This is a genomic window from Herbiconiux oxytropis (assembly GCF_024979315.1).
GTDB lineage: Bacteria > Actinomycetota > Actinomycetes > Actinomycetales > Microbacteriaceae > Herbiconiux > Herbiconiux oxytropis.
This window is the reverse complement of the sequence record NZ_JANLCK010000005.1, coordinates 104,874-130,259: the sequence shown is the minus strand read 5'-3', so window position 1 is coordinate 130,259 and position 25,386 is coordinate 104,874. Positions and strand designations below refer to the sequence as shown.

The following is a 25,386-nucleotide window of genomic DNA, read 5'->3' as shown; positions in this document are numbered from 1 at the left end:
GGAACCCGAGACATGACCCGAGTACCCCCTGCCCTCCGAGCCCTCCGCGCCGCCGCGGCGACGGCCGCCTTCGCGCTGCTGTGCCTCGCGGCCGCCGTCACCGGCCCCGTCGCCCCCGCGCACGCCGAGACCTACGTGCCCATCACAGGCACCGGCTCGACCTGGTCGCAGAACGCCCTCGACCAGTGGCGCAAGAACGTGGCGGCCAACTACGGCATGACCGTGAACTACTCGGGAGTGGGATCCTCCGCCGGTCGCCGTGACTTCATCGCCCAGACGGTCGACTTCGCGGTCAGCGAGATCCCGTTCCAGTCGGCGCCCGAGGACGGCTCGATCCCGGAGGCGCCGCAGAGCCCCTACGCCTACATGCCGATCGTGGCCGGTGGAACGGCGTTCATGTACAACCTGCAGATCAACGGCAAGCGCGTGACCAACCTCCGGCTGAGCGGTGAGACGATCACGAAGATCTTCACGGGTGCGATCACCAACTGGAACGACCCCGTCATCAGGGCCGACAACCCCGGCCTCGCCATGCCGGACAAGGGCATCGTGCCGGTCGTGCGCTCCGACGGCTCCGGCTCCACGGCCCAGTTCACGCTCTGGATGTCGAAGCAGCACCAGGCGCTCTGGAGCGCCTACTTCCCCTCCGGAGCGCTCACCTCGCAGTATCCGGCGAGCGGCGCGATGAAGGCGCAGAACGGCTCCCTCGGTGTGGCCGGCTACGTCTCGCAGGGCTACGGCGAGGGCGCCATCACCTACGTGGAGTACTCCTACGCCAAGAACGCCGGTTTCCCCGTGGCGAAGGTGCTGAACAACGCGGGCTACTACGTGGAGCCCAAGGCCACGAGCGTCGCGGTGGCGCTCCTGCAGGCGCAGATCAACGAGGATCCGTCGTCGGCCGAGTACCTCACCCAGATCCTCGACAACGTCTACAACAACGGCGACAACCGCTCCTACCCGCTCTCGAGCTACTCGTACATGATCGTGCCAACGGCCACCACGCCCAACTTCACCGACGCGAAGGGCTCCACGCTCGGCGCCTTCGCCCGGTACATGCTCTGCGAGGGCCAGCAGCAGGCCGACACCCTCGGCTACTCGCCGCTGCCGATGAACCTCGTGCTGGCGGGCTCGGAGCAGATCAAGAGGATCCCCGGAGCCGGTTCCACGGGTGTCGACGTCAATGCCTGCAACAACCCCACCTTCAGCCCGGGCGACAGCCCCAACAGCAACGCGCTCGCCAACACCGCTCCGGCACCGGCCGAGTGCGACCGCCAGGGCCCCGACCAGTGCGTCACGGGAACCGGTGGCGCGGCCGAGACACCCACCGATACCTCGGGCACCGGCAACGGCGGCACGGCTTCGGATGCACCGGGGGGAGCGGCAGCGGCGACGACGCCGGGAGCGGCGGTCGGGGCGGCGGCGGGGCCGGCGGGCTCGGCCCCGGTCTACGACGAGAACGGCGGCCTGATCAGCGGCGGCAGCGCAGTGGCGGGAGCGGCCGTGTCGAGCCCGTTCACCCTGCCCGATCAGGGCATGGGCCCGCAGCAGTGGCTCATGGTCGCCGCCGGAGTGCTGCTCGTGGGCGCCGTGGTCGTGCCTCCGCTCGTCTCGCGCCGACTCAAGCGGGCCGGAGGCGACGCCTGATGGCCACCCGCTCCCGGGCGATGCCTGCGCTGCGTGCACCTCGTGCGCTGCCCGCGACGGCTGTGCTCTCGCCTCGCAGGGCCGCTCGCCGGCACGCCCGTCGCCGGTCCCTCCTTCTCTCCATCGTCGCAGGCACGGGTGTCGGCGTCCTCACCGCGACGCTCCTGTCGGTCGCCGGATTCGGCAGCACATCGGCACCGGCCGCGGCCGTCAGCGACAGCGCCGTGACCGTCTCGGCGAACCAGCAGGACACCGACCTCGGCACGGCGCCCTTCCCGAAGCTCGCGGTCACGGTCTCGCAGACCAGGGATCTCGCCGCCCAGGGCATCCAGGTCAGCTGGACCGGCGGCCTCCAGTCGATCGCGCCCAACGCCTCCACCGGCGGCTCCAACTTCCTGCAGATCATGCAGTGCTGGGGTGCCGACGACGACACAGGACCCGACCGCACCAAGTGCCAGTACGGCGGCATGAACACGCCGGGCGCGACCAGGGACTCGCTGATCGGCTCGACCGTGCCGGCCGATGAGGATCTGCCGCACACGGTCACCGGATCGGGCTTCAGCAACCCCACCTACGTCGGCATCCCGTTCCACGGCGCCGACGGCGGATCGGTCGTCAAGGTGGTCGACGACAACGGCACGAACGTGCTCGCCGATCGCGGCAAGCCCGACGCCGAGAAGATCAACCTCAACAGCAACCAGTACTTCAGCAGGCTGACCAGCAACGAGGTGAGCTGGGCCGGATCGGGCGCCGACGGCACCGGCTCGGTGAAGTTCGAGCTGCAGACCGCCGCGCAGTCTCCCGGCCTCGGCTGCGGCACCCCCGAACCCGTGGCAGGCGGCCGCTTCGTCGGCTCGTCCTGCTGGCTCGTCGTGGTGCCCCGCGGCACCGCCGACGCCGGTGCGAACGACATCGCGCGCTCCGGGCTGTTCTGGGACTCGTGGAAGCACCGGATCGCGGTCAAGCTCGACTTCCTGCCCATCGGCGTGCGCTGCACCATCGGCGCGGCCGAGCGCCAGCTCTCGGGCAGCGAGCTCGTGTCGGAGGCAATCGCCTCGTGGCAGCCGAGCCTCTGCGGCGCCGAGAACGGTGCCGCATACACCTCCATCACCGGACCGGAGTCGGATGCCGTGCTCGCGGCGAACGGCACCGGAACGACTCCGCTGGCCCTGACCTCGCGAGCCCTCAGCGCTCCGGATGTCGTGGACGGCCTCACCTACGCGCCGATCGCCCTCACCGGCATCTCGGTCGCCTTCTCGATCGACCGGGAGGTCACCGCGCTCCGGGAGGTCTCGGACGAGGTGAAGGGCCGCGAGCGACTTCCGTTCCAGACGCTGAAGCTCACGCCGCGCCTCGTGGCGAAGCTGCTCACGAACTCCTACCTCGACTCGATGCCGACGGGCGCCGACAAGTCCCACCTGGGCTACCTCAGCCCCGAGGATCCCGGCCCCAATGCCCGCAACATCACGTTCGATCCGGAGTTCCTCGAGATCAACGACCCGGAATGGGCCGACCAGTCGATCACGGCGCCCTCGGTCGCCGACATTATCGTGCCCCAGGGCCGGAGCGACACCGCCCGCGCGCTCTGGACCTACGTCACGTCGGATGCGGCAGCGGCCGCGTTCCTGGCCGGAGAGGCCGATGAGTTCGGGATGAAGGTCAATCCGTGGGCCTCGTCCGATGCGGCCGTGTATGCGGCGAACGGGGGCACCGGGCTCCCGCTGACGTTCCCCCGGGACGACTTCCCGAAGGCGGATCCGACGGAGCAGCCCGCCGACGAGTCCGGTCCGGCCGCCATCAACAGCGTCACCTGGCGCCCCTACACCAACGATCTCGCGACCAGCGCGAACCTCGTGCTCCGCGGTGACGGTCAGATCCTCGGTCCCTGGGACCCCGTGGCGATGCCGCCGAAGTACACCAAGGCGAGTCGCAGCCTCGCGGGCTTCCAGCGGGTGATCGGCCTCACCGACACCTCGTCGGCCGCCAAGTACCAGGTGTTCTCTGCGGAGCTCCGGAACCCCGCGGGCGAGTTCGTGGCCCCCACCACCGAGTCCCTCATCGCCGCGGCGGCGGCCATGACCGCCGATCCGGCCCAGCCGCAGGTCTACCGCTTCGACCCCGCCTCCGATGCCGCTCGCGGTGCATCCGGGGCGTATCCGCTGGCCGTCCCCGTCTACGCCGCCGCCAACCCGGCGATGAAGGATGCCGAGCTCCGGGCCGACTACGCCGCCTTCATCGACTACGCCGTGACCTCGGGCCAGGAGCCGGGCACCGGGTTCGGGATGCTCCCCGAGGGCTACGCGCCGATCCCGGAGGGGTGGCGTGCCCAGGCTCTCGAGGCCGCAGCCCTCATCCAGTCCGGACCGCAGAAGGCGTCCACGCCCACCCCCACTCCCACCCCGGCGAAGCCGACCACCCCCGTCACGGCTCCGGCCCCCGCTGCCGTGCAGCCGGCGCCGGCACCCGCACCCGCCGCGCCGACCGGCCCCTCCGCCAGCGGAGCGGCGGCGGGTTCACTGCTCGGCAAGACCACGCCCGTCGACCAGGAGCTCGGCGGCATCTCGGGCGCCGTGCCGCTGGCGATCCTCGCCGGGCTCCTGGCCGCACTCGCCGTGCCGGTCATCTCCCGCATCAGGAGACGAATCTGATGCCCCCTGTTCTTGGAGTCCGTCCTGCCGACGAAGTCCGTCGTCCTGACGCCAAGTCGACGCAGCCGCACCGCGGATGCTCGGTCACCCTTCCCGAAAGGAAAAACTCGAAGTGAAGATGAAGAAAATGGTCGCGCTGGGCGCGGCCGTCGGCGTGGCCCTCGCCGGACTGGGCCTCGCCATGCCGGCGAACGCCGAGCCCGTCTCCAACGGATACGTGCTCGTCGGGTCCGACACGCTTCAGGACTCCACGAACGCCCTGATCAACGGAACCCGCATCTCCGGCTCGCCGGTGCGCGTCACCTCCGGCGGCACGAACCTCGGCTCGTACGACGCCTTCGGTTCCGGTCTGATCCAGACCAAGAGCGGTGGACCGTACTTCGTGCGCCCCGCCGGTTCGGGCGCGGGCGTGACCGCTCTGCGCGCGTCGATCTCGGGCAACGTCTACAACGGCAAGGTCATCACCGGCCAGGTCGACATCGCGCGCTCGTCGAGCTCGCCCGGCAGCAACGCCTCGAGCGAGGGCAAGCTCGCCTACGTCCCCTACGCCCGTGACGCGGTCTCGTACGCCTACAACGGCACGAACAACGACCTCGCCAACCTCACCTCGGCTCAGCTCAAGCAGATCTACGAGTCGAACACCCCGGTCGTCATCGGGACGACCACCGTCAAGCCGCGCCTGCCTCAGAACGGGTCAGGCACGCGCAGCTTCTTCCTCGGTGCCATCAACGTGACCGCCGTCGGCTCGACCGTCGGTGACACGAACAACACCCGCCCCGAGAACGACGCATCCATCCTCCAGGCCGACGAGATCATCCCGTTCTCGGTGGCCAGCTGGACCGCTCAGGCCAACGGCGCAACCCCGAGCAACACGATCGCCGGCACGAACGTCAAGCTCGGCGCTCCCACCGGCGTGGCTCCCGTGTCGGTCTCCGGCACCGTCACCACCCCGAACGCCGCGTTCTACGCCGACGCCAAGTTCGGTCGCAACACCTTCCTGGTGGTGGAGTACGCGCGGATCGACGCGAACAGCGCGAACTTCGACGCGAACCTCACCCGTCTGCTCGACCCGGCCACCACGACCGGGCTCACCAACATGGGCACCTTCGGTTCCACCTCCGGAGCGGTGAAGCGCAAGTTCGGCTTCCTCGAGCCGTCCTCGACCGACATCATCCGCGCCTACGCGACCCTCTGATCCGCGACCCCCTGAAAGGCACTCGATCATCATGATCCGCACAACCAGCATCCGCGTCGCCGCGGTCGGCATCCTCGCCGCCGCGCTCGTCGCGGGCTCCGCGACGGCCGCTCTGGCCGCCACCGAGCCCGTGGCCACCGTGGGCTCCAAGGGCGCGCTCTACGCCGCCAGCGGCGCCGACGGCTCCATCATCCCCAAGGCCACGCAGCTCGGCTTCGAGGATCCGGTCATCGCCCGACCCGACACGGTGGACCTCAACGCCACCTTCCCCGGCTCCGCCGACACGACGATGGCGAAGACCTTCGTCGCGCCGCGCGGCCAGGAGAACGACCCGAGCAAGTGGGTCGCGTGGACGGACACCTACCTCGACGACAACGCGAACATGTACCTCCCGGTGCTCTCGCTCGGCAACCAGACCTCGGGCAACCTCAGCACCGTCAAGGCCGGCGGCGACTTCAGCCTCGGCTTCGCGTTCATGAAGAACAACGGCCTCACCGTCTCCGACGGCGGCGCCTACTTCACGTTCATCAACGTCGACAACGGCGGGACCTGGACGTTCGCGACCCCGTCCGACGTCGTGGTGCCCCCGGTCGAGGGCGGCGAGTTCGACGTCGAGCTGAACGCCGACGTCGTCGACGGCGGACCCCAGGTGCTGACCCTCAGCAACCCGGCGTCGACCTCGGCCACGATCGGCAACGCCGCGATGGTCGACGGCAAGTCGACCTCCACGGGCACGCTCGGCGCGTTCACGGTCACCGACACCCGCTACTCCACCCACCCGGGCTGGACGCTCACGTCGATGGTGACCGAGTTCACCAAGAACGACGACGCCACGAAGAAGATCGGCGCTCAGCAGCTCGGTCTCGCGCCGAAGATCGCTGCCGCGAACCCGAACGTCGTCGTCTCCGACCCGCAGGTCGCGGGCACCGGCGTCTACCCGTCGGTCTTCGCTCAGGCCAACCCCGACAAGCCGGCCGCCGGCGCGGTCTCGTTCGACGCCGACCTGAAGTTCGTCGCCCCGGTGGGCTCCGCGGTGGGTACCTACACCTCGAAGCTCACGCTCACCCTGGTGTCGAAGTAACCCAGCGGGAGGGGGTGCCGGTTCGCCGTCGCCCCCTCCCGTTCACCCGTCGTTCGCCCGAACTCTGCCGCCCCGCCCATCGACCCTGGATGAATGAACTGTGCTTCCCTCCACGCCCTCGGCTCGAGCCATCCGCTCGGATCGCCGCCCGCTCGCGAACGCGGTTCCGCGTCTCGCCGCCGCCCTCGCGGCCCTCGCGCTCGTCCTCGGCGCCTCGACCCTCGCGGCCGCTCCCGCTCTCGCCGACGACACCGACGGCATCTCCGGTTCCCCCTCGGGTGAGACCGGAGCCGACACCCGCAGCCGATTCAGCTACGAGGTCGCGCCGGGCCAGCAGATCCTCGACTACTACGAGGTGAGCAACACCGGCACCACCCCCCAGGTCATGAAGATCTACGGCACGGATGCCTACAACACGGAGGACGGGTCGTACGGCCTCCTCGAGACCGGCGCCGCCCCGACCGACGCGGGCAGCTGGTTCGGCTTCATCAACGGCGCCGCCGAGGTCGACCTCCCGCTGGAGCCCGGCACCTCCCAGGTCGTGCCGTTCTCCGTCACCGTGCCCTCCGACGCCGCTCCCGGCGACCACGCCGCCGGGATCGTCATCTCGGTGGCGACCCCCGACGGCCAGATCGTCGTCGACCGCCGCGTCGCCACCCGTGTGTACGTCCGCGTTCCCGGAGAGCTGCAGCCCGCCCTCTCCATCTCGAGCATCGCGGCCGACTACAACGGCGAGGTCAACCCGCTGGACGGCACCACCGACATCACCTTCACGGTCACCAACGCCGGCAACGTGGCGCTCTCGGCCGACATGGTCGCAGGGGTGAAGACCTACTTCGGCATCGGCGCCGGTGAGCTGTCCCGTCAGGAGCTCTCCGAGATGCTGCCGGGTGCCACGCGCACCATCACGATGACCGTCCCCGGTGTCGCCCAGCTCGGGTATCTCAATCCCTACGTCACCCTCCAGCCGCGCGTCGACGCCGACGCCATGGATCCGGGGGCCCTCGACCAGGTGAACCGCGACACCGTGGCGTTCGCCGTGCCGTGGCTGCTGCTCGCCGCGCTCGTGCTGGCCGCGCTCGTCTGGGGCTTCCTGCGCATCCGCCGCGTGCGCGACGAGAAGACCGCCCGCGAGTGGATCGCCTACACCCAGGCCGAAGCGCGGCGTGCGGCACTCGAGGAGTCGGCACCGGTCGTCTCGAACGAGCCACGATGAGGCGCGCGCTGCCGACGATCCTCCGGCGCGGTGCGGCCGTGGCCGTGCTTGCCGGGATCGCCGCCTTCGCCGCGGCCTCTCTGGGCGGGGGAGCAGCCTCGGCCGCGACCGATCCGGCACCCGAGGGGATCGGCCTCACCGTGACGGTCGGCCCGGGAAGCGCCACGCCGTCGCCCGCACCGGCGCCGCCCGCGTCGAGACCCGGCACCACCACGAGCACGAACGTGGGCGGCTCGGTGGTGGTGAACGACCCGCGGAACCCGCCGGCTCCCACCGACGACGAGTACAGCATCGGCGGCGTGCTCTACGTGAGCGGTCTCAGCACGGAGTACCTGCCCTCGATCGATCCGCTCGGCGGCGAGCTGAAGACCTGGTTCACGGTGCGCAACGTCTCGACGGGCGAACTCTCGGGGTCGGCCAGGTTCTGGGTCTCCAGCCCGTTCGGCACGGAGCTCAGCGCTCAGGACGACGTGGAGCTCACGGGCCTGAAGCCGCAGGAGTCCAAGGTCGTGTCGGCGACCCTCACGGGAGTGGGCCAGTACACCTTCGCCACCGCGCACTACACCTTCACCCCGCCCGAGACGGTCGACGGAATAGCGCTCACGCCGGTGACGCGCGATGCCTTCGTGGTGCTGCCGCCCTGGTTCCTGCTCGGGATCGCAGCCCTCGCCGGCCTCGCCTTCGTGGTCGTGCAGCTCGTGCGGGCCATGCGCGTGCCCGCGCTCGCGGAGAACGCCGCGTGAGCGCTCCCACCGCGAGGCGGTCGACGGCCTACACACCCCCTCCCGCGCCGGTTCCGCGCATGCCGCGGCGGCTTCCGCGGTCGCTGCAGCCGCTGGCCCCGCTGACATCCGGGCAGGTCTTCTCGCGGAGCGCCCTCGTGGTCGTGGCGTCGCTCATCTTCGCGTTCGCCCTCAACCTGATGCTGCTGAGCCACCTGCAGCACGCGGTGGCGCAGCAGCAGCTCTCCGACTCCTACCGCGCTCAGCTCTCGGCGGGCACGGCTCCCGTGAGCGAGGGCGCCTTCGACGACACGCTGCTGCCGGACGGCGCGCCCGTCGGGATCATCGAGATCCCGTCGCTCGGCGTCCGCGAGGTCATCGTCGAGGGATCGTCGTCGGGCGACACCACGTCCGGCCCCGCGCATCGTCGCGACACGGTGCTCCCCGGCCAGGAGGGGCTCAGCATCGTCATGGCGCGCGCTGCCGCGTACGGCGGGCCGTTCAGCCGCATCCAGGAGCTGGCCCCTGGCGAGGAGTTCTCGGTGCTCACCGGCCAGGGGCTGCAGGAGTTCGAGGTGATCGGCGTGCGCTACGCCGGCGACCCCTCTCCGCCCAATCCCATCGCGGGCGAGAGCCGGCTCATCCTCGAGACCGCTCGCGGTCCTGCGTTCATCCCGTCCGGCACGGCACGGGTGGATGCCGAGCTCGTGTCGGATGCGCAACCCGCCGGTGCACGGCAGACCGCCTACCGCACCCTGCCGACCGAGGACCTCGAGATGGCGACCGACACCTCCACCGTCTGGGCGCTCGTGTTCGCCCTGCAGTTCTTCGTCGTGGCAGAGATCGCCGCCGTCTGGGCCTATCGCCGCATCGGCGCGCAGAAGGTCTGGATCGTGTTCGTGCCCGTGATGTTCCTCGCCGGACTCCTGGTCGCCGACCAGGTCACCCGCCTCCTCCCGAACCTGTTGTGACCCGAACCCGCTGTGGCCCGACCTGCTGTGACCCGAACCCGCTGTGGCCCGACCTGCTGTGACCCGATGAGAGTGATGAACCCGTGACCGACACCCCCGCCGACGACATGACCACCGTGCTGCCTCCGCTCAGCCGCCGCGACCAGCGGAAGATCATGAAGGGCGCCGCGGTGTTCCCGCCTGGTGCTGCGCCGGATGCCCTGGCGGGCCCGATCCCGCAGGCGAGCTTCGAGCAGGCGATCGTGCAGGCAGAGCGGCCGCTCCTCGCCGAGCTCGACGCCCGCAACATCTCGGCCTGGTTCGGCGATCACCAGGTGCTCGACCGCGTCTCGCTCACCATGCCCGCCGGGGTCGTGACCTCGCTCATCGGCCCCTCGGGCTGCGGCAAGTCGACCTTCCTGCGCATCCTCAACCGCATGCACGAACTCATCCCCTCCGCGTCGCTCGCAGGCGAGGTGCTCATCGACGGCGAGGACATCTACGACCCGTCGCGCCGCCTCGTGGAGGCCCGCAAGGCGATCGGCATGGTCTTCCAGAAGCCCAACCCGTTCCCGGCGATGTCGATCTACGACAACGTGCTCGCCGGGCTCAAGCTCACCGGCACGAAGGCCGACCGCGACCGCAAGGACCACCTCGTCGAGACCTGCCTCACCAAGGCGGGCCTCTGGAAGGAGGTGCGCGACCGCCTGCGCGCCCCCGGCGGCGGGCTCTCGGGCGGCCAGCAGCAACGACTCTGCATCGCGCGCTCGCTCGCGGTGAAGCCCAAGGTGCTGCTCATGGACGAGCCGTGCTCGGCCCTCGACCCCACCTCCACGCGGGTGATCGAGGAGACCATGCTCGAGCTCGTGGACGACGTCACGATCGTGATCGTCACCCACAACATGCAGCAGGCGCAGCGCGTCTCGACGCAGTGCGCGTTCTTCCTCGCCTCGCAGGGGCAGCCGGGCGCCATCGTGGAGCACGGCAGCACCGAGGCGATGTTCTCGAGCCCGATCGACTCGCGCACCTTCGACTACGTCAACGGCGTCTTCGGCTGAGCGGCCCTAGCGCTTCGCGCGCCGGGGGCGGGGCGCCGCCTCGGCCTTCACGCGGTCGACGAGGTCGCGCCACGGGCCGGTGAGCTGCTGCTCTGGCACCCGAGCATCGCGCTCGCCTTCGACCTCCGGCGCCTGCACGAGCACACGGATCGTGTAGACGATGCGGTCGGCTCCGTCGGGGTCGCCTGCGTCGCCGGCGTCCCATGGGCACGACTCCACGAGGTCGAGCCAGCCGTCGACGTCGTTCTCGCCCTCGGCCGTCACGGTCCAGCTCGGCGACATGCCCGCCACACCGCCCGATCGCGCCACCGTGATGCGCAGCGCGCGTGCGCCCGCGTCGGCACCGGCGCCCGTCTCGTCGTCAGTCTGCTCGCTCATCGCTCCTCACGCCCACCGTACGCCACGCCTCCGCGATCGCGCTCGACACCTCCGAACCCGCGCCGAACCGCGCATCCGACGCCACGAGCGTGGCCTCGGCGAACGCCGCGAAGTCGGACCGCTCATCCAGCGGCCCCGTCATGGCGTCGTACCAGACGGCCCCCACGCCCTCCCAGGCGAAGCCACCCACCGCCCGCGCGGCGAGCGCGAAGGCGCGGTTCGGGATGCCGGAGTTCAGGTGCACGCCCCCGTTGTCGTCGGCGGTCTCGATGTAGCCCGCCATGTCGGCCGGCTGCGGATCGCGCCCGAGCACGTCGTCGTCGTAGGCCGTTCCCGGTTCGATCATCGACCGCAGCGCTCGTCCCTCCACCGCGGCGGTGAAGAGCCCCTCGCCGATCAGCCAACCGGCCTCGCCCGCCGTCTGCCCCAGCCGGTGCTGTTCCACGAGCGCCCCGATCACATCCGAGAACGATTCGTTGAGCGCGCCGGACTGGCCCTCGTAGACGAGCCCCGCCGTGTACTGCGTCACCCCGTGCGCGAGCTCGTGCCCGATCACCGAGAGCGAGGCGGTGAACCGGCCGAACACCTCGCCGTCGCCGTCGCCGAAGACCATGCGCTCACCGTCCCAGAACGCGTTGTCGTAGTCCTCGCCGTAGTGCACCGTCGCGTCCAGCGGCAGGCCGAGCCCGTCGATCGACGCGCGGCCGAAGGCCTCGAGCAGCAGGGCATGGGTGGCTCCGAGGCCGTCGTAGGCCTCGTTCACCGCCACGTCGTCGACCGGTCCGTCCGTCTCCCGCCGCACCACGGTGCCCGGCAGACGCTCGCGCCCCTCGGCGTCGGAGATCGTCCGCTGGGGCTCCGTGACCCCGGCGAGCCCGGTGAAGGATGCCATGCCCGGCTCGGCCGCGTCGAGCACCACCGATGACGGCACGAACACGCCCTCGCGCTGCCGCTCTGCCCGCAGCGGAGGGTCGGCGGCGAGCGAGCGCCGCGCGGCGAGGGCGGCGCGCTGGAGGCCCTCGGCATCCGTCTCGGCGAGGCGGGCGAGCAGGTACGGGGGAACGATGGAGTGCGCCATGAGGCCGACCCTACGTGGCCCCGCCGACATCCCCCAGGGGCGCGGACGTGCTCCTCCACCGCCGTGTCCGATTCCCGCTAGCACGCGGCGGCGGCGCGTGTGAGACTGCCTGCATGGACTTCGACTCGCGCTACCGCATCATCCAGTCGCGCGACGCCCGCTTCGACGGCCAGTTCATCACCGCCGTGAGCTCCACCGGCATCTACTGCCGCCCGAGCTGCCCGGCCCGCACTCCGAAACCCGGCAACGTCACGTTCTACGCCACGAGCGCCGCCGCTCACGAGGCGGGGTACCGCGCGTGCAAGCGCTGCCTGCCGGAGGCGGTGCCGGGGACCCCGGACTGGAACCTGCGGCACGACCTCACCGCCCGCGCCATGCGGCTCATCGGTGACGGCGTCGTGGAGCGCGAGGGCGTGGACGGGCTCGCCTCCCAGCTCGGCTACTCGCCGCGCCACCTCACCCGGGTGCTGCGCCAGGAGCTCGGCGCCGGGCCCCTCGCCCTCGCCCGGGCGCACCGCGCGCAGACCGCCCGCACGCTCCTCACCTCGACCGACCTGCCGATGGCCGACATCGCCTATGCCGCGGGCTTCCGCAGCATCCGCCAGTTCAACGAGACCATCGCCGAGGTCTTCCGGCTCACCCCCAGCGAGGTCCGCGCCCGCCCGTCCCACCGGGCCCCGGCCTCCGCCAGCGGCACCGCCGCCTCCACCACCGGCCCCGCCGCAGCGGCCCCCGGCGCGACTCCCGCCCCCGCCACCCCGAGTGCCCTCACCCTCGCCCTCCCGTACCGCGAGCCCTTCGACGCGGCTGGCGTCTTCACCTGGCTCGCCGCCCGGGCCGTCCCGGGAATCGAGGACGCCGGCCCCGCCCACTACTCCCGCACCCTGCGCCTGCCCGCCGGTCCGGCCCGCTTCACCGTGCGCCACGATCCGGGCACCCCTGGCCTCCTCCACCTCGAGGCCCACCTCACGGCGCTCGCCGACCTCCCGGTGCTCGTGGCGAGGGTGCGCCGCCTCTTCGACCTCGACGCCGACCCCACCGCGATCGACGACGCCCTCCGGGAAGCTGCCGCGACCCTGGGATCTCCCGCTCTCGAGGCCCACCTCCGCGAACTCCCCGGCATCCGGATGCCCGGTGCGGTCGACCCGGACGAGATGCTGTTCCGCGCCATCCTCGGTCAGCAGATCTCCGTCGCCTCCGCCCGCACCCTCCTGCGCCGTCTCGCCGCGGCGGCCGGCGCCCCGTATCCGCACGTGTCCAGCATCCGCGGCGGCGATGGCGCTGTGGGTCCCGAGCCGCTCACCCTCCTCTTCCCGACCGCGGCCCAGGTGGCCGCGCACGCCGAGGCCGTGCTCACGGGCCCGCGCGCCAAGATCCGCACGATCGTCGCGACCGCGGAAGCGCTTGCGGAGGGCACGCTCGACCTCTCGATCGCCGCCGACCCGCACGATCTCCACGCCCGCCTCACGGCTCTCCCCGGCATCGGGCCCTGGACCTCCGGCTACCTCGCCATGCGCCTCCTCCACCACCCCGACATCCTCCTCCCCGGCGACTCGGCCCTCCGGGCCGGCGCCCGAGCCCTCGCCCTCCCCGACACCGCGAAGGCCCTCGTCTCGTGGTCGGCCCCCTTCACCCCCTGGCGCACCTACCTCTCCCTCCACCTCTGGAGAGCCTCAGCTCCCCTCACCCCCACACCACGCCGCCCAGAGCCAGCCAGAGAACCGAGGACACACACCCCATGACGGCAACGATCCAGTTCACAGAAACCCCGGACGGCCCCTTCGGCATCATCGCCGACGACGACCACAGAGTCCTCGCCTCAGGCTGGACGAACGAGCCCGACACCCTTCTCGCCAGGCTCACCCCCGCGATCCGCCCCCCGGCGCTGATCCCCGGCACGGGACCCACGGCGGCCACGGAAGCGGTCGAGGCCTACTACGCCGGCGAGATCACGGCGATCGACGACATCCCGGTCCTCCAGGCCGGCGGGGACTTCCACCGTCAGGGCTGGCTCGCCCTCCGCACGATCACGCCGGGCCACCCACTCACCTACCAGCAGTTCGCCGCCGAACTGGGTCGCCCTCTGGCGGTCCGTGCGGCCGCGAGCGCGTGCGCGAAGAACGCCCCCGCCCTCTTCGTGCCCTGCCACCGGGTGCTCCGCGGCGACGGCACGATGGGCGGCTTCGCGTGGGGCGTGGAGGTCAAGCGATCCCTGCTGGCGAGGGAGTTCTCCGCCCACCTGGCCTCAGGCGCCCACCTGGCCTCAGGCACCCACGGCGACTAGGCGAGCAGCTCGCGAACCCGCGGGATGACCTGGGTGCCGTACAGCTCGATCGACCGCATGAGCGCCGAGTGCGGCAGCTGTCCGTTGCCGTACTTGAGGTCGAAGCGGTCGATCCCCACGGTGCGTGCGGTCGCCGCGATCTTCTGCGCGACGGTCTCGGGGGAGCCGACGTAGAGCGATCCGTGAGCGACCTCCTGCTCGAAGTGCGCGCGACCCATGGGCGACCAGCCGCGCTCGCGCCCGATCCGGTTCATCTGCAGCTGGTAGTGCGGCCACAGCTGCTCGCGCGCTTCCTCGTCGGTGTCGGCGACGTGTCCGGGGGAGTGCACGCCGATGGGCTGAAGAGGCAGCTCGAACTGGGCGAGAGCCCGTCGATAGAGGTCGGAGAAGGGCGCGAACCGCGAGGGCTCACCGCCGATGATGGCGAGCATGAGCGGGAACCCGTAGCGCGCGGCCCGCACGACCGACTCGGGGCTGCCGCCCACCCCCACCCAGGTCTTCAGCAGTCCGTTCTCGACGGGCGGGTAGACGCTCTGCTGCACGAGCGGAGCGCGCGTGGTGCCCTCCCAGGTCACGGGCTCCTGCGCCCGCACGGCCGCGAAGAGCTCGAGCTTCTCCTCGAAGAGCCGCTCGTAGTCGGAGAGCTCGAATCCGAACAGCGGGAACGACTCGGTGAAAGAGCCGCGGCCGAGGATGACCTCGGCACGCCCGTTCGAGACGGCGTCGAGGGTCGAGAACCGCTGGAACACCCGGATCGGGTCGTCGGAGGAGAGCACGGTCACGGCCGAGCCGAGACGGATCCGCGAGGTGCGTGCGGCGACGGCGGCGAGAGCGACCTCGGGAGCCGAGACGGCGAAGTCGTCGCGGTGGTGCTCGCCGAAGCCGATGAAGTCGATGCCGACCTCGTCGGCCAGCACGCCCTGGTCCACGAGGTTCCGCAGCACCTGGGCGGCGGGCAGCGGCTGTCCTGCCTCGTCGGCGGTGACGTCGCCGAAGGTGTCGAGGCCGAGTTCGAGCTGCTGGGTCATCGTGATCTCCTGGTTTTTTCCATGCGAACGTATGCACCTGTCAACGCAGCCACCGTCCCAGTATTCCGGGTGGCCGCAGGTCGATCCGTCGCGGAGTCCTCGCACCCGAGCGAACGGATGCGACAGAATCGGAGGCATCGAGCAGGGAGGCTCCCATGACCGCACCCATCGTCGTCGGCTACGACGGATCCGACTCGGCCAAGGTCGCCCTCGACTGGGCGCTGCGACGGGCCGAGCGCGTCCGGACCGACGTGGAGGTGGTCTTCGCCGCCGACGACTCGTGGGACTCGCAAGCCTACGCCGCGAGTCCCGCCATCCGCCGGCACGGGGAGGTCGTGCTCGCGGGGGCCGCCTTCCACGCCGACTCCACGTCGCCGCACGTCGCCGTGCACCCCCGGGTGGTGGCGGGGCGGCCGGTGGAGGTCCTCACCGCGGTGGCCGAGGAGGTCGGTGCCGGCCTCCTCGTCGTCGGCTCCGCAGGCAAGGACCTCTACCACCGCGTCACCGCGGGGTCGGTGAGCGTGAAGGTCGCGGCATCGGCCTCGGTACCCGTCGCGGTCATCCCGGAGCACTCCGCCACTGGCCACCGTTCCGGCGTGGTCGTGGGCGTCGACGGCTCGGAGGCCGCTGCGCCCGTACTCGCGCGCGCCGCCGCCGAGGCCGCAGCTCTCGAGACGACCCTCCGCGTGCTGAGCGCGTGGACCCTCCCGCCCCTCGCGACCCCGGAGTTCACCGACGACCCCGCCCTCTACGACGCGCTCGAGCAGAACACCCGCACCGCGGTCGACGAGGTGATCGCGGCGTGGCGATCCGCACCGGATGGCGCGCAGCACGCCGTCCCCCCGATCGAGACCAGCATCGTGCTGGACTCTCCCGCCACGGCCCTGATCGCCGCCGGTGCCGAGGCGGAGCTCCTCGTGGTGGGCAGTCACGGCCGCCGCGGCCTCAGCCGGTTCCTCCTCGGCTCGGTCAGCCACGACGTGCTCATCCACGCGCCGTGCCCGGTGCTCGTCCTGCGCGTGGCCGACGCACGCTGACAGCGTCCTCGCCGCGAGCGCCCGGTATCGTGGTGCGGGTGCCTGAAAGCCCCGCCTCGAGAACGCCCTACGAGGTCTTCGGCGTGGAGGCCACGGTCTCGCACGACGAGCTGCGCCGTGCCTACCGCCGACTCCTCCGCGAGACGCACCCCGACACGGGAGGCGACGCCGCCCGCTTCGTGGCCGTGCAGCACGCCTGGGAGCTGATCGGCACCCCCGACGACCGCGCCGCGTACGACCGCGGCAGCAGCCGAGGCGGGAGCGGCTACGGCGACGCGCACGCCGCGGGCGCCTCCGGCTCCTCCTCGACTCCCGGTGGCGGCTTCGGCCCGCCCTCCCACGCCTCGTCGGCGAGGGCCAGGGCCCGCAGCTCCGAGGTGCGCGCCCGCAGCTACGGTCACCCCGGCGGCCAGGAGCGCGAGATCTACCTGCGGCTCGTCCGCGAGTGGGCGGGCCGCGGCGTGACCGTCGACGACCCCTACGATCCCGCCCTCGTGCGGTCGGCTCCGCGCGAGATCCGGGCCTGGCTCGCCAAGGCGCTCGCCGAGGAGGCGACCGCCGGCATCGTCGGGGGCCTCGGCCTCGGCTACACGATCTGGAACAACGTGCTCACGGGCCGCACCCTCGGTGGCGTGCCCGAGACCATCGACCACGTCGTGCTCGGCCCCGCAGGCCTCTTCGCGGTGCAGTCCGAGGACCGCGGCGGGCACGTGCGCCTGCGGAAGGACGAGATCGTGGGGGAGGGCATCCACCCCGACGAGGAGCCTCTGCACGAGCTCCACCGCGGCACGAAGGCGCTCTCCCGCTCGCTGGGCGTGAAGTTCACGGCGCTCGTGATCGTGGTCCCGGATGCCGCACTGGCTGAACCGCTCGACGTGGTCGGGCGAGGCCGGCTGGCCGGGTCCGTCCTCGTCCGCCGCTCGCTCCTGCCGCAGCTGCTCCGCAACGGATCGGGTGACGGCCGCGGTGGCGGGCGCGACGCCGGGGGCCGCGAGAGCATCGACCGCGTCTTCGACCTGCGGACCAGGCTCCAGAACGGCATCCGCCTGGCCTGAGGAGGTGCCGGCGTCGCGCGGATCCGCAGGATTACCGCACGGCGCTTCGCTCTCCGTCCTGCGCTCTTGCGGTGGCGGGCGACTCGGTAGTCAAATAGCGGCACGACTATCGAAGGAGATAGCCCATGGCCCGCTCGTTCCTGTCCCGCGCCCTGCATCGAGGCGACACCGCCGAGGTCGCGGCGCTCTCCGCCACCTCCGTCGTCGCGCTCGACCCCGTCGAGATCCCTTCCCTGAGCGTCTACGACCTCCTCTTCGCCGACCTCGCCGACGCCGACCTCGACCGGGTCGCCCTCATCGACGGCGCCTCGGGCGACGAGACGAGCTATCGCCAGCTCGTGGCGCAGATCGACGCGCTGGCCGGATCCCTGGCGTCGCGCGGGCTCGCGGTGGGTGACCGGGTGGGCATCCTGTGCCCCAACATCCCGGCCTTCGCGACGGTCTTCCACGGTGTGCTCCGCGCGGGCGGGACCGCGACCACGATCAACTCGCTCTACACCCCGGGTGAGATCGCGAACCAGCTCACGAGCGCCGAGGCGGGTTGGCTCTTCACGGTCTCGCCGCTGTATCCGCAGGCGAAGGAGGCCGCCGATGCGGCGGGCATCCCGGCCGAGCGCCTCGTGGTGATCGACGGCGTCGAGGGCCACCCCTCCCTCCGCGACCTGCTGTTCGACCGGGCGATCCCGCCGACCGTGCGGTTCGACCCGGCCACGCACCTCGCCGTGCTGCCGTACTCCTCGGGCACCACCGGGCATCCGAAGGGCGTCATGCTCACCCACCGCAACCTGGTGGCCAACGTGCTGCAGTGCGAGCGCGCCATCGGGCTCGGGCGCGACGACCGGGTGCTCGCGGTGCTGCCGTTCTTCCACATCTACGGCATGTCGGTGCTGCTCGACTTCGCGCTGCTGAAGCGCGCGGCCCTCGTGACCATGCCCAGGTTCGACCTCACCGAGTTCCTCCGCACCGTGAGCGAGCACCGCTGCACGTGGGTGTTCATCGCGCCGCCGATCGCCGTGGCCCTCGCGAAGCATCCGCTCGTCGACGACTACGACCTGTCGAGCGTGAAGGTCGTGTTCTCGGGGGCGGCGCCGCTCGACCGCACGCTCGCGAGCGCCGTGGCCGAGCGCCTCGGCTGCGAGGTGTGCCAGGGCTACGGCATGACCGAGACGAGCCCGGTCACGCACGTCATCCCGGTCGGAGAGCCCGGCGTCGACCGCTCGTCGATCGGGCGTGCCGTGCCAGGCACCGAGTGTCGCCTCATCGATGTCGAGACAGGTGCGGAACTGGCGCTGCCGGGCGAGGGCACGAGCGCGCCGGGGGAGCTGCTCGTGCGAGGCCCGCAGGTGATGCCGGGCTACCTGCACGACGACGAGGCGACCAGCCGCACGCTCGACCCCGAGGGCTGGCTGCACACGGGCGACATCGCCACGGTCGACGCCGACGGGGTGTTCACGATCGTCGACCGTCTCAAGGAGCTCATCAAGTACAAGGGCTACCAGGTGGCTCCGGCCGTGCTCGAGGCCGTGCTACTCGCGCATCCGGAGATCGCCGACGCGGCGGTCGTGGGCGTCCCGGACGACGACGGGCAGGAGGTGCCCAAGGCCTACGTCGTGCGCACCGCGGACGCGGACCTCGACGAGGAGACCGTCATCGCGTGGGTGCAGGACCGGGTGGCCCCGCATGAGAAGGTGCGGCTCGTGGAGTTCATCGACGTCATCCCGAAGTCGGCCTCGGGCAAGATCCTCCGCAAGGATCTGCGGGGGAGGGTGGGCAGGCACGCGGCTGCCTGAACCCTTGGCAGGGTGATCGGCGGATGCCATAGTGGACACTGTCCACATCGGTCACGGTGCGGGTGGGTCACGCTCAGAGCAGAGGAGACATCATGGTCGAGTTCGTCCACGGCTTCAGCGGGTTCAGCGCCCGCGACATCGACGCGGCACGCGAGTTCTACGGGGGCACTCTCGGGCTGGAGACGGCCACGAACGAGATGGGCATCCTGAACCTGACGCTGCCCGGGGGTGCGCAGGTGCTGGTCTATCCGAAGGAGGACCACGAGCCCGCCGTCTACACGGTGCTCAACCTCGTGGTGACCGACATCGACGCCGCGATCGACGAGCTCACCGCCGCCGGTGTCGTCTTCGAGCGCTACGACGGCATGCCCCAGGACGACAAGGGCGTGATGCGCGGATCGGAGCATGACAGGGGGCCGGACATCGCCTGGTTCTGCGACCCGTCCGGCAACATCATCGGGCTGATGGCCGAGTGAGAGTGCTCAGCTCGCGGCGATGAGGTCGTCGAACTCGTGGTGCTTCTCCACGTACTTCGCCACGAACGGGCACTCCGGCACGACGCGGAGGCCGCCCTCGGCGCGCACCTGTTCGAGCGCTCCGGCCACGAGCACGCTGCCGTAGCCCTTGCCGCCCTGCGCGGGGTCGATCTCGGTGTGGGTGAACACCCGGGCGCCGTCGCTATCGGTGTAGGCCGCGAAGCCCACGGGCTCGCCGCCGACCGTGAGCACGTAGCGCTCCTCGGCGGGGACGTGGGTGACCGTGGTGTCGTCGTTGTCGCTCATGGCCTCAGCCTACGCCGGGGCCCACACACCCGAGGAGCCCCTTCGATGACTGTGCACGAGGTGGGTGTCGACGATGCCGACGGCCTCCATGAGCGCGAACATCGTGGTGGGCCCGACGAACCGGAAGCCCCTCGCGCGCAGCGCCTTCGCGAGGGCCACCGACTCCGGGGTCGAGGTGGGGATGTCGGCGAAGCGCTCGGGGGCGGGCGTGCTCTGCGGCCGGAACGACCAGACGAGCCCCGCGAGGCCGCCCGGCACGTCGGCGTCGTCCCGCAGCGTGAGCGTGGCGCGCGCGTTTCCGATCGTGGCCGCGATCTTGGTGCGATTCCGGATGATTCCGGGGTCACCCAGCAGTCGCTCGACGTCGGCCTCGTCGTAGGCCGCGACGGTCTCCGGATCGAAGCCGTCGAACGCCGCGCGGAACGCCGGTCGCTTACGGAGGATGGTCGCCCACGACAGGCCAGACTGGAAGCCCTCGAGGCTGATCCGCTCGAACAGTCCCCGTTCGTCGGTGACGGGCAGCCCCCACTCGGTGTCGTAGTAGTCGCGGAGCAGCGGATCGACAGACGCCCACGCGGGGCGCGCCAGGCCGTCCGCCCCGATCACCAGCCCGTCGTCCACACCCTCTAGTATTGGGGAAGCCACAGAATCGGAGGATCCCCCTTGAACGTGCTCGCCGCCATCGGAGCCATCGCCCTGTTCATGCTGGGCATGGTGCTCTTCGGCATCCACACCGAGGCCTTCGTCTTCTTCGGCGGGATCCTGTGCGTCTCGGCCTCCCTCGCGGTGGCCTTCTCGCTCCTGCCCACGCAGCGCCGCCACTAGACCAGGTCGGCGATCGCCTTCGCGATGCGCCGGTCACGGGTCTCCTGCGTCTTAGCGCCCTCGACCGAGAGCACGACGCGCCGCTTGTTGCTGTACGACAGCGCAGCGAAGGCGGATGCCGCATCCGAGTCGCCGGCGAGAGCTTCGGCCAGATCAGCCGGCACCTCCACCTCGCGCGGCTGATCGTCGACCACCACGTCGACCTCGACCTCGTCACCCGCCCCCACACCCGATCCGGCGCGGTTCTCGGCGCTGAGCGAGATCAGGAACTGCCCGCCGTAGGACACGATCGACGACCGGTAGCTGTAGTCGCCGAGCGTGACGACCACCGGGATCCGCTTGCCCGCATCGAGCGCCACGACGACGCTCTCGGGCACCGGGATGCCGGTGTTGTTCTTGCCGCTCGCGAGGATCGTCGTCGTGAACTTCATAGAGCGAAACTACGCGGCGATGCTCATAGTGTCCACGCGGCTGCGCGGCGTAGTGATCACGCGGCTTCGCCGTGCGATCACGCGGCGATGCCGCGCGCGTCGAGGGCGTCCTGCACGATCGTGAGGCCGTCGAGGCCCGGCATGCGCGCGATGTGGGCATCGATCTTCGCGGCTTCGCGACGGCCCTCGGTGCCGCCCATGAGGTGGCCCATCACGTGCTTGACCTCGGCGTCGGTCATGACGCCCGAGCCCACCGGGCCCCAGAAGTTCTTCAGCGCGAACCGGGCCAGCACCTGCGCCCGCTTCGAGCGGCCGAGGCGCTCACGGGCCTGCGTGGCGTAGAACGCCACGTGCCGGGCCTCCTGCTTGGCGATGCGGCGCAGCAGTTCGGCGAGCACGGGGTGCTGCTCGAGGTCGGCGAGCCGGTTGTAGGCGGCCACGGCCGACCACTCGTTCGCGGCGCCCCACACCATGTGCACGGCGATGAAGCCCTCGCCCACGATGTTGCCGAGCAGCGACTGCTTCACGGGGTCGAGGCGGTCCTTCCAGCCGAGCTTCAGGCGCGTGGCCTTGAGCTCGTCGAAGTCGACGATCACGTCGTGCTCCGCGAGCACCGCGGCCAGCGCCTCGCCGTGCCAGAACTCCTCGCGGTTCCACATGGTCATGAACGCCGTGACGTCCTCGTCCTTGTGCGAGGGGGTCACGAGCATGTCGCGTAGGTAGCAGACGGTGTGGTACTCGATGTCGCACATGTACCGCAGGCTCCGAAGGGTGCCTTCGGGCAGCGGATTCGTGCGGAAGTCGGAGAAATCGAGGTCCTGCCAGGCGACCTTCTCGGAGGTCTCGGTGTACTTGTCGATGTCGAATGCCATGGCAGATGTCGGTCAGCGGGAGTCGGAACTCCGCGACCGGTCTCCTTCCTCGGGTGCGGCGGGCTGCACGTCGGGCAGCAGGGACAGATTAGCGGGTGAGGGCCGACGTTCGGAGGAACGACGGGTCCAGTCCTCCACCGTCCACTTGGTTCGTTGCGCGTGCCGATACAGATCGGTGTCGGGATTGACCACCGAGGCGTTTCCCAGCAATTGCAGCCACGCCACGTCGGCGAGCGAGTCGCCGTAGCCGTACGACTGGGTGAGGTTGGCGCCGTGGGCGCTCGCGTACTCGCGGAGCCAGGCGGCCCGGGACTCGTCCACCAGCGGGGGAGTCGCGAGGTAGCCCGTGAGCACGCCCTTCGAGGAGTGCATCTCGCCGGCCACGATGTCGTCGAAGAACGGCGCGAACGGCTCGGCTGCAGATCGGGTCGCGCCCGTCACGAGCACGGTGCGGTGACCCGCCGCGCGGTGCTGCGCCACGCGGTCCAGCGCATCCGGGATCGCCCGGCTGAGCATGGCGGCCCCGTACCGGCCCTCGACGAGCTGCTGCAGCTCGTCGACGCGGATGCCCTTGTAGCGGCGCACGAGGGTGCGGATGAACTCGCCCCGGTCGCGCCGATCGACCCGGAGGAACTTCGGCACCGAGAGCATGAGCGAGGCGAACTCCTGCGGCCACTGCGCCTTCGGGATCATCGCGAGCCGCACCCAGAGGTACTGCTCCACGAGGTTCGACTCGACCACGGTGCCCTCGAAGTCGAACACGGCGAGCACGTCGCTCCGCACAGGCAACGCGCGCTTGGCGCGGGCCTTGCCGGCGGGGCGCTTCGCGAACGCCTTCGTGAGACCCGTGATGGAGGGGAAGTGGATGGTCTGGAAGTACTCGTGCCAGTCGATCTCGGCCACGTCGAAGCCGCGGTCGGCCTTCAGCTCGTCCGGGATCGACTCGTGCAGCGCGAGCGCGTTCCGGTCGTCGAAGATGAGCTCGGTCTGCACGTAGGCGCGGTAGAGCTCGGCGAAGTAGCGGAGCTGGTCGAGACCGCTCTGCCGGCGGTGCAGCGACTTCGTCCACTCCCGCGTGCGCGGGGTGCTCGGCATGCGGCCCACGCCGAGGTCGGCCGCCGCGGTGAGGCGCTCCTGCAGGCGGAGGGTGCGCTCGACCGAGCGGCCGCCGGGGAAGCGCCACGACGGGACGATGATGTCGCCGCCCTCGTCGGGCATCGGCATCGGAGTCTTCGTGAAGAACTCCTTGACGTTCTCGTACATGGTGTGGAACGGCAGCGGGTTCCGCGCTCCGGAGGTGATCTGGTAGTAGTTCGGCTCGTCGACGGTCGCCGGGGTGACCGCGGCGGCCAGGATCGCGTTCACGACGAAGTCGACCGGGATGACGTCGAGCACCGAGTCGGGCACGCCAGGGAACTCGGGCAGCTGGCCGCGGCCGTAGGCCATGATCAGCGGGTCGGCCACCTTGAAGCCGTCGAGCCAGCCTGGGAACGGGTGCCGCAGGGCGCTCTCGATGATGGAGGGGCGGACGATCGACAGGCGGTGCCCGGTGGTGCCCCAGAGCTCCTCGGCGGCGCGCTCGGCGAATGCCTTGGTGAGCGTGTAGACGTCGGTCCAGCCGAGCGACTCTGCGCGGATGCGACCGTGGTCGATGAGCCGCTTGGTGACCCACTCGATGCGGGCCGCCTCGGCATCCTGGGCCACGGCCTGCGGGCCGACCTTGCCGAGCTTCGCGCGGGAGGCGGCCAGGAGCTTGCGCAGCACCTCGGGTTGGCGGGAGGCCATCTCCACGCGGCGGCGGGCGCTCTTGGCCGCGGCGTTCTCGGCCCGCCAGTCGATCGTGTGCTCGAGCGGGGCCTCGAGCCGCACGCCCTTCCGCATGCCGCCCACGTAGGCGGTGGAGACGTGCACGACGTGCGGGTCGCTCCCGGAGGCCAGCAGGGCGCCGTAGATGCCGGTCGCGCCGTCGACGTTGGTCTGGAAGGCCTCGTCGATGGGCGGGTCGAACGAGACCGTGGAGGCGCCGTGGATGACGACGTCGAGGTCGCCGGGCAGCTCACCGGGGTTCGCCAGGTCGCCCTGCACCACGTTCAAGCGCTCGGCGATGGCCTTCGCCACGCCCTCGTCGCCCACGGACTCGCGCCAGGCGCGGAACACGGGCTTCTTGAGCAGGGTGTTCAGGCGAGACTCGCCGCTCGAGGACTTCGGCCGGATCAGCAGTGAGATGCGGGTGTCCGGATGCGTGGAGAGCAGCCGTTCGAGCACGGCCTGTCCCACGAATCCGGTGGCGCCCGTCAGCAGCACGTGCGAGGTGCCGAGCGTGAAGTCGGGGAAGGCGGGGGTGGACTGGTCGTTCGGGGCCGAGTCGGTCATCCGTTCGTACCGCCTTTCGTGGTGCTGCGGAGGGTGTGGGCGAGAGTGGCGGCCGCGGCGCCGAGCGAGCGGCCGAGGCGAGCCGCAGGGTGACCGGGGTTCTCGAGAGCAGCCCGACGGGCGTTCTGCACGAGGTGCAGCTTCTCGAGGCCGGGCAGCTCCGCCGCCTTGGCGTCGATCGACCGCGCGAGCTCGTCGTCGATGAGCTGTTCGTAGAAGAGGGCCGTATCGGTTCGGGCGAGGCTCGCGGCGCCGATCGGCCAGTCGATGCGGGGGAGGGCGCGGCGGGCGAGGGAGCGCGCCCTGGGCGACTCGGCCAGGCGGCGCTCGGCGTCGGGGTCGACGAACAGGCGGTGTCTGGCCTTGACCTCGAGCACGTGCTCGAGCAGCGGGGTGAGCACCGCATGCGGGCAGTCGGCGAGGAGCCGGGTGTAGGCCGCCTCGGTGATCCACTCGTCGACCGCCACGCTCGCCATGTGCAGACCGATCACGTCGGTGCCGATCGCGTTGGCGCGGAACGACTCCACGATGGGGGTGGCCCGCTCGGCGATCTCGAGCGCGATGGCGCGGAACCGGGAGAGCGTCTCCGCCTCGGCCGGATCGACTCCGTGGGCGCGCACGACCACTTCGAAGGAGTCGGCGATCCAGTACTTCTCGAAGGCCCAGGTGGTGAGGAACGCGGTGACCCTGGCGTCCTTGTGCGTGGGCGTGACGAGCACGTTGCGGAGGTAGGTCATGGTGGAGCGCTCGAGCTCACGAGCGTAGGCCAGCAGCTGCACGACGGTAAGGGGGAGCGGATCCTCCTCGAACACGCTCAGGTCGATGGATTCGCGGTGGCTGCCGACGGCCGTGCGGGCGAAATCGCGCACGTCGAAGCGGGCAGCGGCGACGGGCGACGCGGGTGTGGTGTCGACGGGCGACGGATGCTCTCCGGACAAC

The 25,386-nt window shown here is 71.0% G+C and carries 24 protein-coding genes; 15 read left to right on the top strand and 9 right to left on the bottom strand.

Annotated elements, in window-relative coordinates:
• Positions 1-12: 12 nt before the first annotated feature.
• The 8 genes from pstS to N1028_RS11095 all read left to right on the top strand — a co-directional run bounded on the left by pstS (position 13) and on the right by N1028_RS11095 (position 10,514).
• Positions 13-1,644 carry a phosphate ABC transporter substrate-binding protein PstS gene (gene pstS / locus N1028_RS11130; protein ID WP_259528711.1) on the top strand — a complete coding sequence of 544 codons (1,632 nt, stop codon included), beginning with the start codon at positions 13-15 and terminating at the stop codon, positions 1,642-1,644.
• The gene (locus N1028_RS11125; protein ID WP_259528700.1) at positions 1,644-4,292 is read left to right on the top strand and encodes a hypothetical protein; all 2,649 of its coding nucleotides are present in this window, start codon (positions 1,644-1,646) and stop codon (positions 4,290-4,292) included. Before pstS ends, N1028_RS11125 begins: the two co-directional genes overlap by 1 nt.
• 112 nt (positions 4,293-4,404) lie before the next feature.
• A complete protein-coding gene (locus N1028_RS11120) occupies positions 4,405-5,487 on the top strand; it encodes a hypothetical protein (RefSeq protein ID WP_259528698.1) in 1,083 nt (360 codons plus the stop codon).
• Between the two features lie 31 nt (positions 5,488-5,518).
• Entirely contained in the window at positions 5,519-6,568 is a 1,050-nt protein-coding gene (locus N1028_RS11115; protein ID WP_259528696.1) for a hypothetical protein, read from the top strand.
• A 100-nt stretch (positions 6,569-6,668) separates the two neighbouring features.
• Positions 6,669-7,784 carry a DUF916 domain-containing protein gene (locus N1028_RS11110; RefSeq protein WP_259528693.1) on the top strand — a complete coding sequence of 372 codons (1,116 nt, stop codon included), beginning with the start codon at positions 6,669-6,671 and terminating at the stop codon, positions 7,782-7,784.
• Positions 7,781-8,527 (top strand): hypothetical protein, encoded by a 747-nt coding sequence (locus N1028_RS11105; protein WP_259528690.1) that lies wholly within the window; start codon positions 7,781-7,783, stop codon positions 8,525-8,527. Before N1028_RS11110 ends, N1028_RS11105 begins: the two co-directional genes overlap by 4 nt.
• Positions 8,524-9,477 carry a sortase gene (locus N1028_RS11100; protein WP_259528682.1) on the top strand — a complete coding sequence of 318 codons (954 nt, stop codon included), beginning with the start codon at positions 8,524-8,526 and terminating at the stop codon, positions 9,475-9,477. Before N1028_RS11105 ends, N1028_RS11100 begins: the two co-directional genes overlap by 4 nt.
• A gap of 83 nt (positions 9,478-9,560) precedes the next feature.
• Positions 9,561-10,514, top strand: a complete 954-nt coding sequence (locus tag N1028_RS11095) for a phosphate ABC transporter ATP-binding protein (RefSeq protein ID WP_259528671.1) — start codon at positions 9,561-9,563, stop codon at positions 10,512-10,514.
• A 6-nt stretch (positions 10,515-10,520) separates the two neighbouring features.
• On the opposite strand, the gene N1028_RS11090 is transcribed toward N1028_RS11095, so the two are convergent.
• Together N1028_RS11090 and N1028_RS11085 are read right to left on the bottom strand one after the other, a co-directional pair.
• Positions 10,521-10,892, bottom strand: coding sequence for a protealysin inhibitor emfourin (locus tag N1028_RS11090; RefSeq protein ID WP_259528663.1), 372 nt, complete (start codon positions 10,890-10,892; stop codon positions 10,521-10,523).
• Positions 10,876-11,970, bottom strand: a complete 1,095-nt coding sequence (locus tag N1028_RS11085; protein WP_259528660.1) for a M4 family metallopeptidase — start codon at positions 11,968-11,970, stop codon at positions 10,876-10,878. Before N1028_RS11085 ends, N1028_RS11090 begins: the two co-directional genes overlap by 17 nt.
• Before the next feature lie 113 nt (positions 11,971-12,083).
• On the opposite strand from N1028_RS11085, the gene N1028_RS11080 reads away from it, so the two are divergent.
• Together N1028_RS11080 and N1028_RS11075 are read left to right on the top strand one after the other, a co-directional pair.
• Positions 12,084-13,712 carry a DNA-3-methyladenine glycosylase 2 family protein gene (locus tag N1028_RS11080; RefSeq protein ID WP_259528652.1) on the top strand — a complete coding sequence of 543 codons (1,629 nt, stop codon included), beginning with the start codon at positions 12,084-12,086 and terminating at the stop codon, positions 13,710-13,712.
• The gene (locus N1028_RS11075; protein WP_259528644.1) at positions 13,709-14,254 is read left to right on the top strand and encodes a methylated-DNA--[protein]-cysteine S-methyltransferase; all 546 of its coding nucleotides are present in this window, start codon (positions 13,709-13,711) and stop codon (positions 14,252-14,254) included. Before N1028_RS11080 ends, N1028_RS11075 begins: the two co-directional genes overlap by 4 nt.
• Here the strand turns inward: N1028_RS11075 and N1028_RS11070 are convergent.
• Positions 14,251-15,282, bottom strand: coding sequence for an LLM class flavin-dependent oxidoreductase (locus tag N1028_RS11070; protein ID WP_259528635.1), 1,032 nt, complete (start codon positions 15,280-15,282; stop codon positions 14,251-14,253). The two genes, N1028_RS11075 and N1028_RS11070, sit on opposite strands and share 4 nt — an antisense overlap.
• 155 nt (positions 15,283-15,437) lie before the next feature.
• Between N1028_RS11070 and N1028_RS11065 the strand changes: the two genes are divergently transcribed.
• From N1028_RS11065 to N1028_RS11050, 4 genes are all read left to right on the top strand, one after another.
• Entirely contained in the window at positions 15,438-16,319 is an 882-nt protein-coding gene (locus tag N1028_RS11065) for a universal stress protein (protein ID WP_259528632.1), read from the top strand.
• A gap of 38 nt (positions 16,320-16,357) precedes the next feature.
• Entirely contained in the window at positions 16,358-17,374 is a 1,017-nt protein-coding gene (locus tag N1028_RS11060; protein ID WP_259528622.1) for a DnaJ domain-containing protein, read from the top strand.
• Between the two features lie 125 nt (positions 17,375-17,499).
• Complete coding sequence (locus tag N1028_RS11055) at positions 17,500-19,164, top strand: AMP-binding protein (protein WP_259528614.1); 1,665 nt, start codon at positions 17,500-17,502, stop codon at positions 19,162-19,164.
• A 92-nt stretch (positions 19,165-19,256) separates the two neighbouring features.
• Positions 19,257-19,640: a VOC family protein gene (locus N1028_RS11050; RefSeq protein ID WP_259528606.1), complete on the top strand. Its 384-nt coding sequence runs from the start codon at positions 19,257-19,259 to the stop codon at positions 19,638-19,640.
• 6 nt (positions 19,641-19,646) lie between these two features.
• On the opposite strand, the gene N1028_RS11045 is transcribed toward N1028_RS11050, so the two are convergent.
• Both N1028_RS11045 and N1028_RS11040 read right to left on the bottom strand, forming a co-directional pair.
• Complete coding sequence (locus tag N1028_RS11045) at positions 19,647-19,946, bottom strand: GNAT family N-acetyltransferase (protein ID WP_259528604.1); 300 nt, start codon at positions 19,944-19,946, stop codon at positions 19,647-19,649.
• Between the two features lie 9 nt (positions 19,947-19,955).
• Complete coding sequence (locus N1028_RS11040; protein WP_310795588.1) at positions 19,956-20,567, bottom strand: DNA-3-methyladenine glycosylase I; 612 nt, start codon at positions 20,565-20,567, stop codon at positions 19,956-19,958.
• A gap of 42 nt (positions 20,568-20,609) precedes the next feature.
• Here N1028_RS11040 and N1028_RS11035 point away from each other — a divergent pair, with 42 nt between their 5' ends.
• On the top strand, positions 20,610-20,771 hold the full coding sequence (locus N1028_RS11035; protein WP_259528602.1) for a hypothetical protein: 162 nt from the start codon (positions 20,610-20,612) through the stop codon (positions 20,769-20,771).
• Here N1028_RS11035 and N1028_RS11030 read toward each other — a convergent pair.
• The 4 genes from N1028_RS11030 to N1028_RS11015 form a co-directional block, all read right to left on the bottom strand.
• Positions 20,768-21,202 carry a YdeI/OmpD-associated family protein gene (locus N1028_RS11030; RefSeq protein ID WP_259528595.1) on the bottom strand — a complete coding sequence of 145 codons (435 nt, stop codon included), beginning with the start codon at positions 21,200-21,202 and terminating at the stop codon, positions 20,768-20,770. The two genes, N1028_RS11035 and N1028_RS11030, sit on opposite strands and share 4 nt — an antisense overlap.
• Positions 21,203-21,279: 77 nt before the next feature.
• The gene (locus N1028_RS11025; protein ID WP_259528594.1) at positions 21,280-22,074 is read right to left on the bottom strand and encodes a ferritin-like domain-containing protein; all 795 of its coding nucleotides are present in this window, start codon (positions 22,072-22,074) and stop codon (positions 21,280-21,282) included.
• A gap of 12 nt (positions 22,075-22,086) precedes the next feature.
• Positions 22,087-24,447, bottom strand: coding sequence for an SDR family oxidoreductase (locus tag N1028_RS11020; protein WP_259528593.1), 2,361 nt, complete (start codon positions 24,445-24,447; stop codon positions 22,087-22,089).
• Positions 24,444-25,385 (bottom strand): hypothetical protein, encoded by a 942-nt coding sequence (locus N1028_RS11015; protein WP_259528585.1) that lies wholly within the window; start codon positions 25,383-25,385, stop codon positions 24,444-24,446. The genes N1028_RS11020 and N1028_RS11015 overlap by 4 nt, the downstream gene beginning before the upstream one ends.
• Position 25,386 lies beyond the last annotated feature (1 nt).

Bases quoted from the DNA above. Each gene is read 5' to 3' on its own strand.
- N1028_RS11025 (WP_259528594.1), bottom strand. From the start codon at position 22,074: ATGGCATTCGACATCGACAAGTACACCGAGACCTCCGAGAAGGTCGCC.
- N1028_RS11065 (WP_259528632.1), top strand. From the start codon at position 15,438: ATGACCGCACCCATCGTCGTCGGCTACGACGGATCCGACTCGGCCAAG.
- N1028_RS11105 (WP_259528690.1), top strand. From the start codon at position 7,781: ATGAGGCGCGCGCTGCCGACGATCCTCCGGCGCGGTGCGGCCGTGGCC.
- N1028_RS11020 (WP_259528593.1), bottom strand. From the start codon at position 24,447: ATGACCGACTCGGCCCCGAACGACCAGTCCACCCCCGCCTTCCCCGAC.
- N1028_RS11055 (WP_259528614.1), top strand. From the start codon at position 17,500: ATGGCCCGCTCGTTCCTGTCCCGCGCCCTGCATCGAGGCGACACCGCC.
- N1028_RS11075 (WP_259528644.1), top strand. From the start codon at position 13,709: ATGACGGCAACGATCCAGTTCACAGAAACCCCGGACGGCCCCTTCGGC.
- N1028_RS11030 (WP_259528595.1), bottom strand. From the start codon at position 21,202: ATGAAGTTCACGACGACGATCCTCGCGAGCGGCAAGAACAACACCGGC.
- N1028_RS11125 (WP_259528700.1), top strand. From the start codon at position 1,644: ATGGCCACCCGCTCCCGGGCGATGCCTGCGCTGCGTGCACCTCGTGCG.
- N1028_RS11080 (WP_259528652.1), top strand. From the start codon at position 12,084: ATGGACTTCGACTCGCGCTACCGCATCATCCAGTCGCGCGACGCCCGC.
- N1028_RS11115 (WP_259528696.1), top strand. From the start codon at position 5,519: ATGATCCGCACAACCAGCATCCGCGTCGCCGCGGTCGGCATCCTCGCC.
- N1028_RS11090 (WP_259528663.1), bottom strand. From the start codon at position 10,892: ATGAGCGAGCAGACTGACGACGAGACGGGCGCCGGTGCCGACGCGGGC.
- N1028_RS11045 (WP_259528604.1), bottom strand. From the start codon at position 19,946: ATGAGCGACAACGACGACACCACGGTCACCCACGTCCCCGCCGAGGAG.
- pstS (WP_259528711.1), top strand. From the start codon at position 13: ATGACCCGAGTACCCCCTGCCCTCCGAGCCCTCCGCGCCGCCGCGGCG.
- N1028_RS11050 (WP_259528606.1), top strand. From the start codon at position 19,257: ATGGTCGAGTTCGTCCACGGCTTCAGCGGGTTCAGCGCCCGCGACATC.
- N1028_RS11070 (WP_259528635.1), bottom strand. From the start codon at position 15,282: ATGACCCAGCAGCTCGAACTCGGCCTCGACACCTTCGGCGACGTCACC.
- N1028_RS11085 (WP_259528660.1), bottom strand. From the start codon at position 11,970: ATGGCGCACTCCATCGTTCCCCCGTACCTGCTCGCCCGCCTCGCCGAG.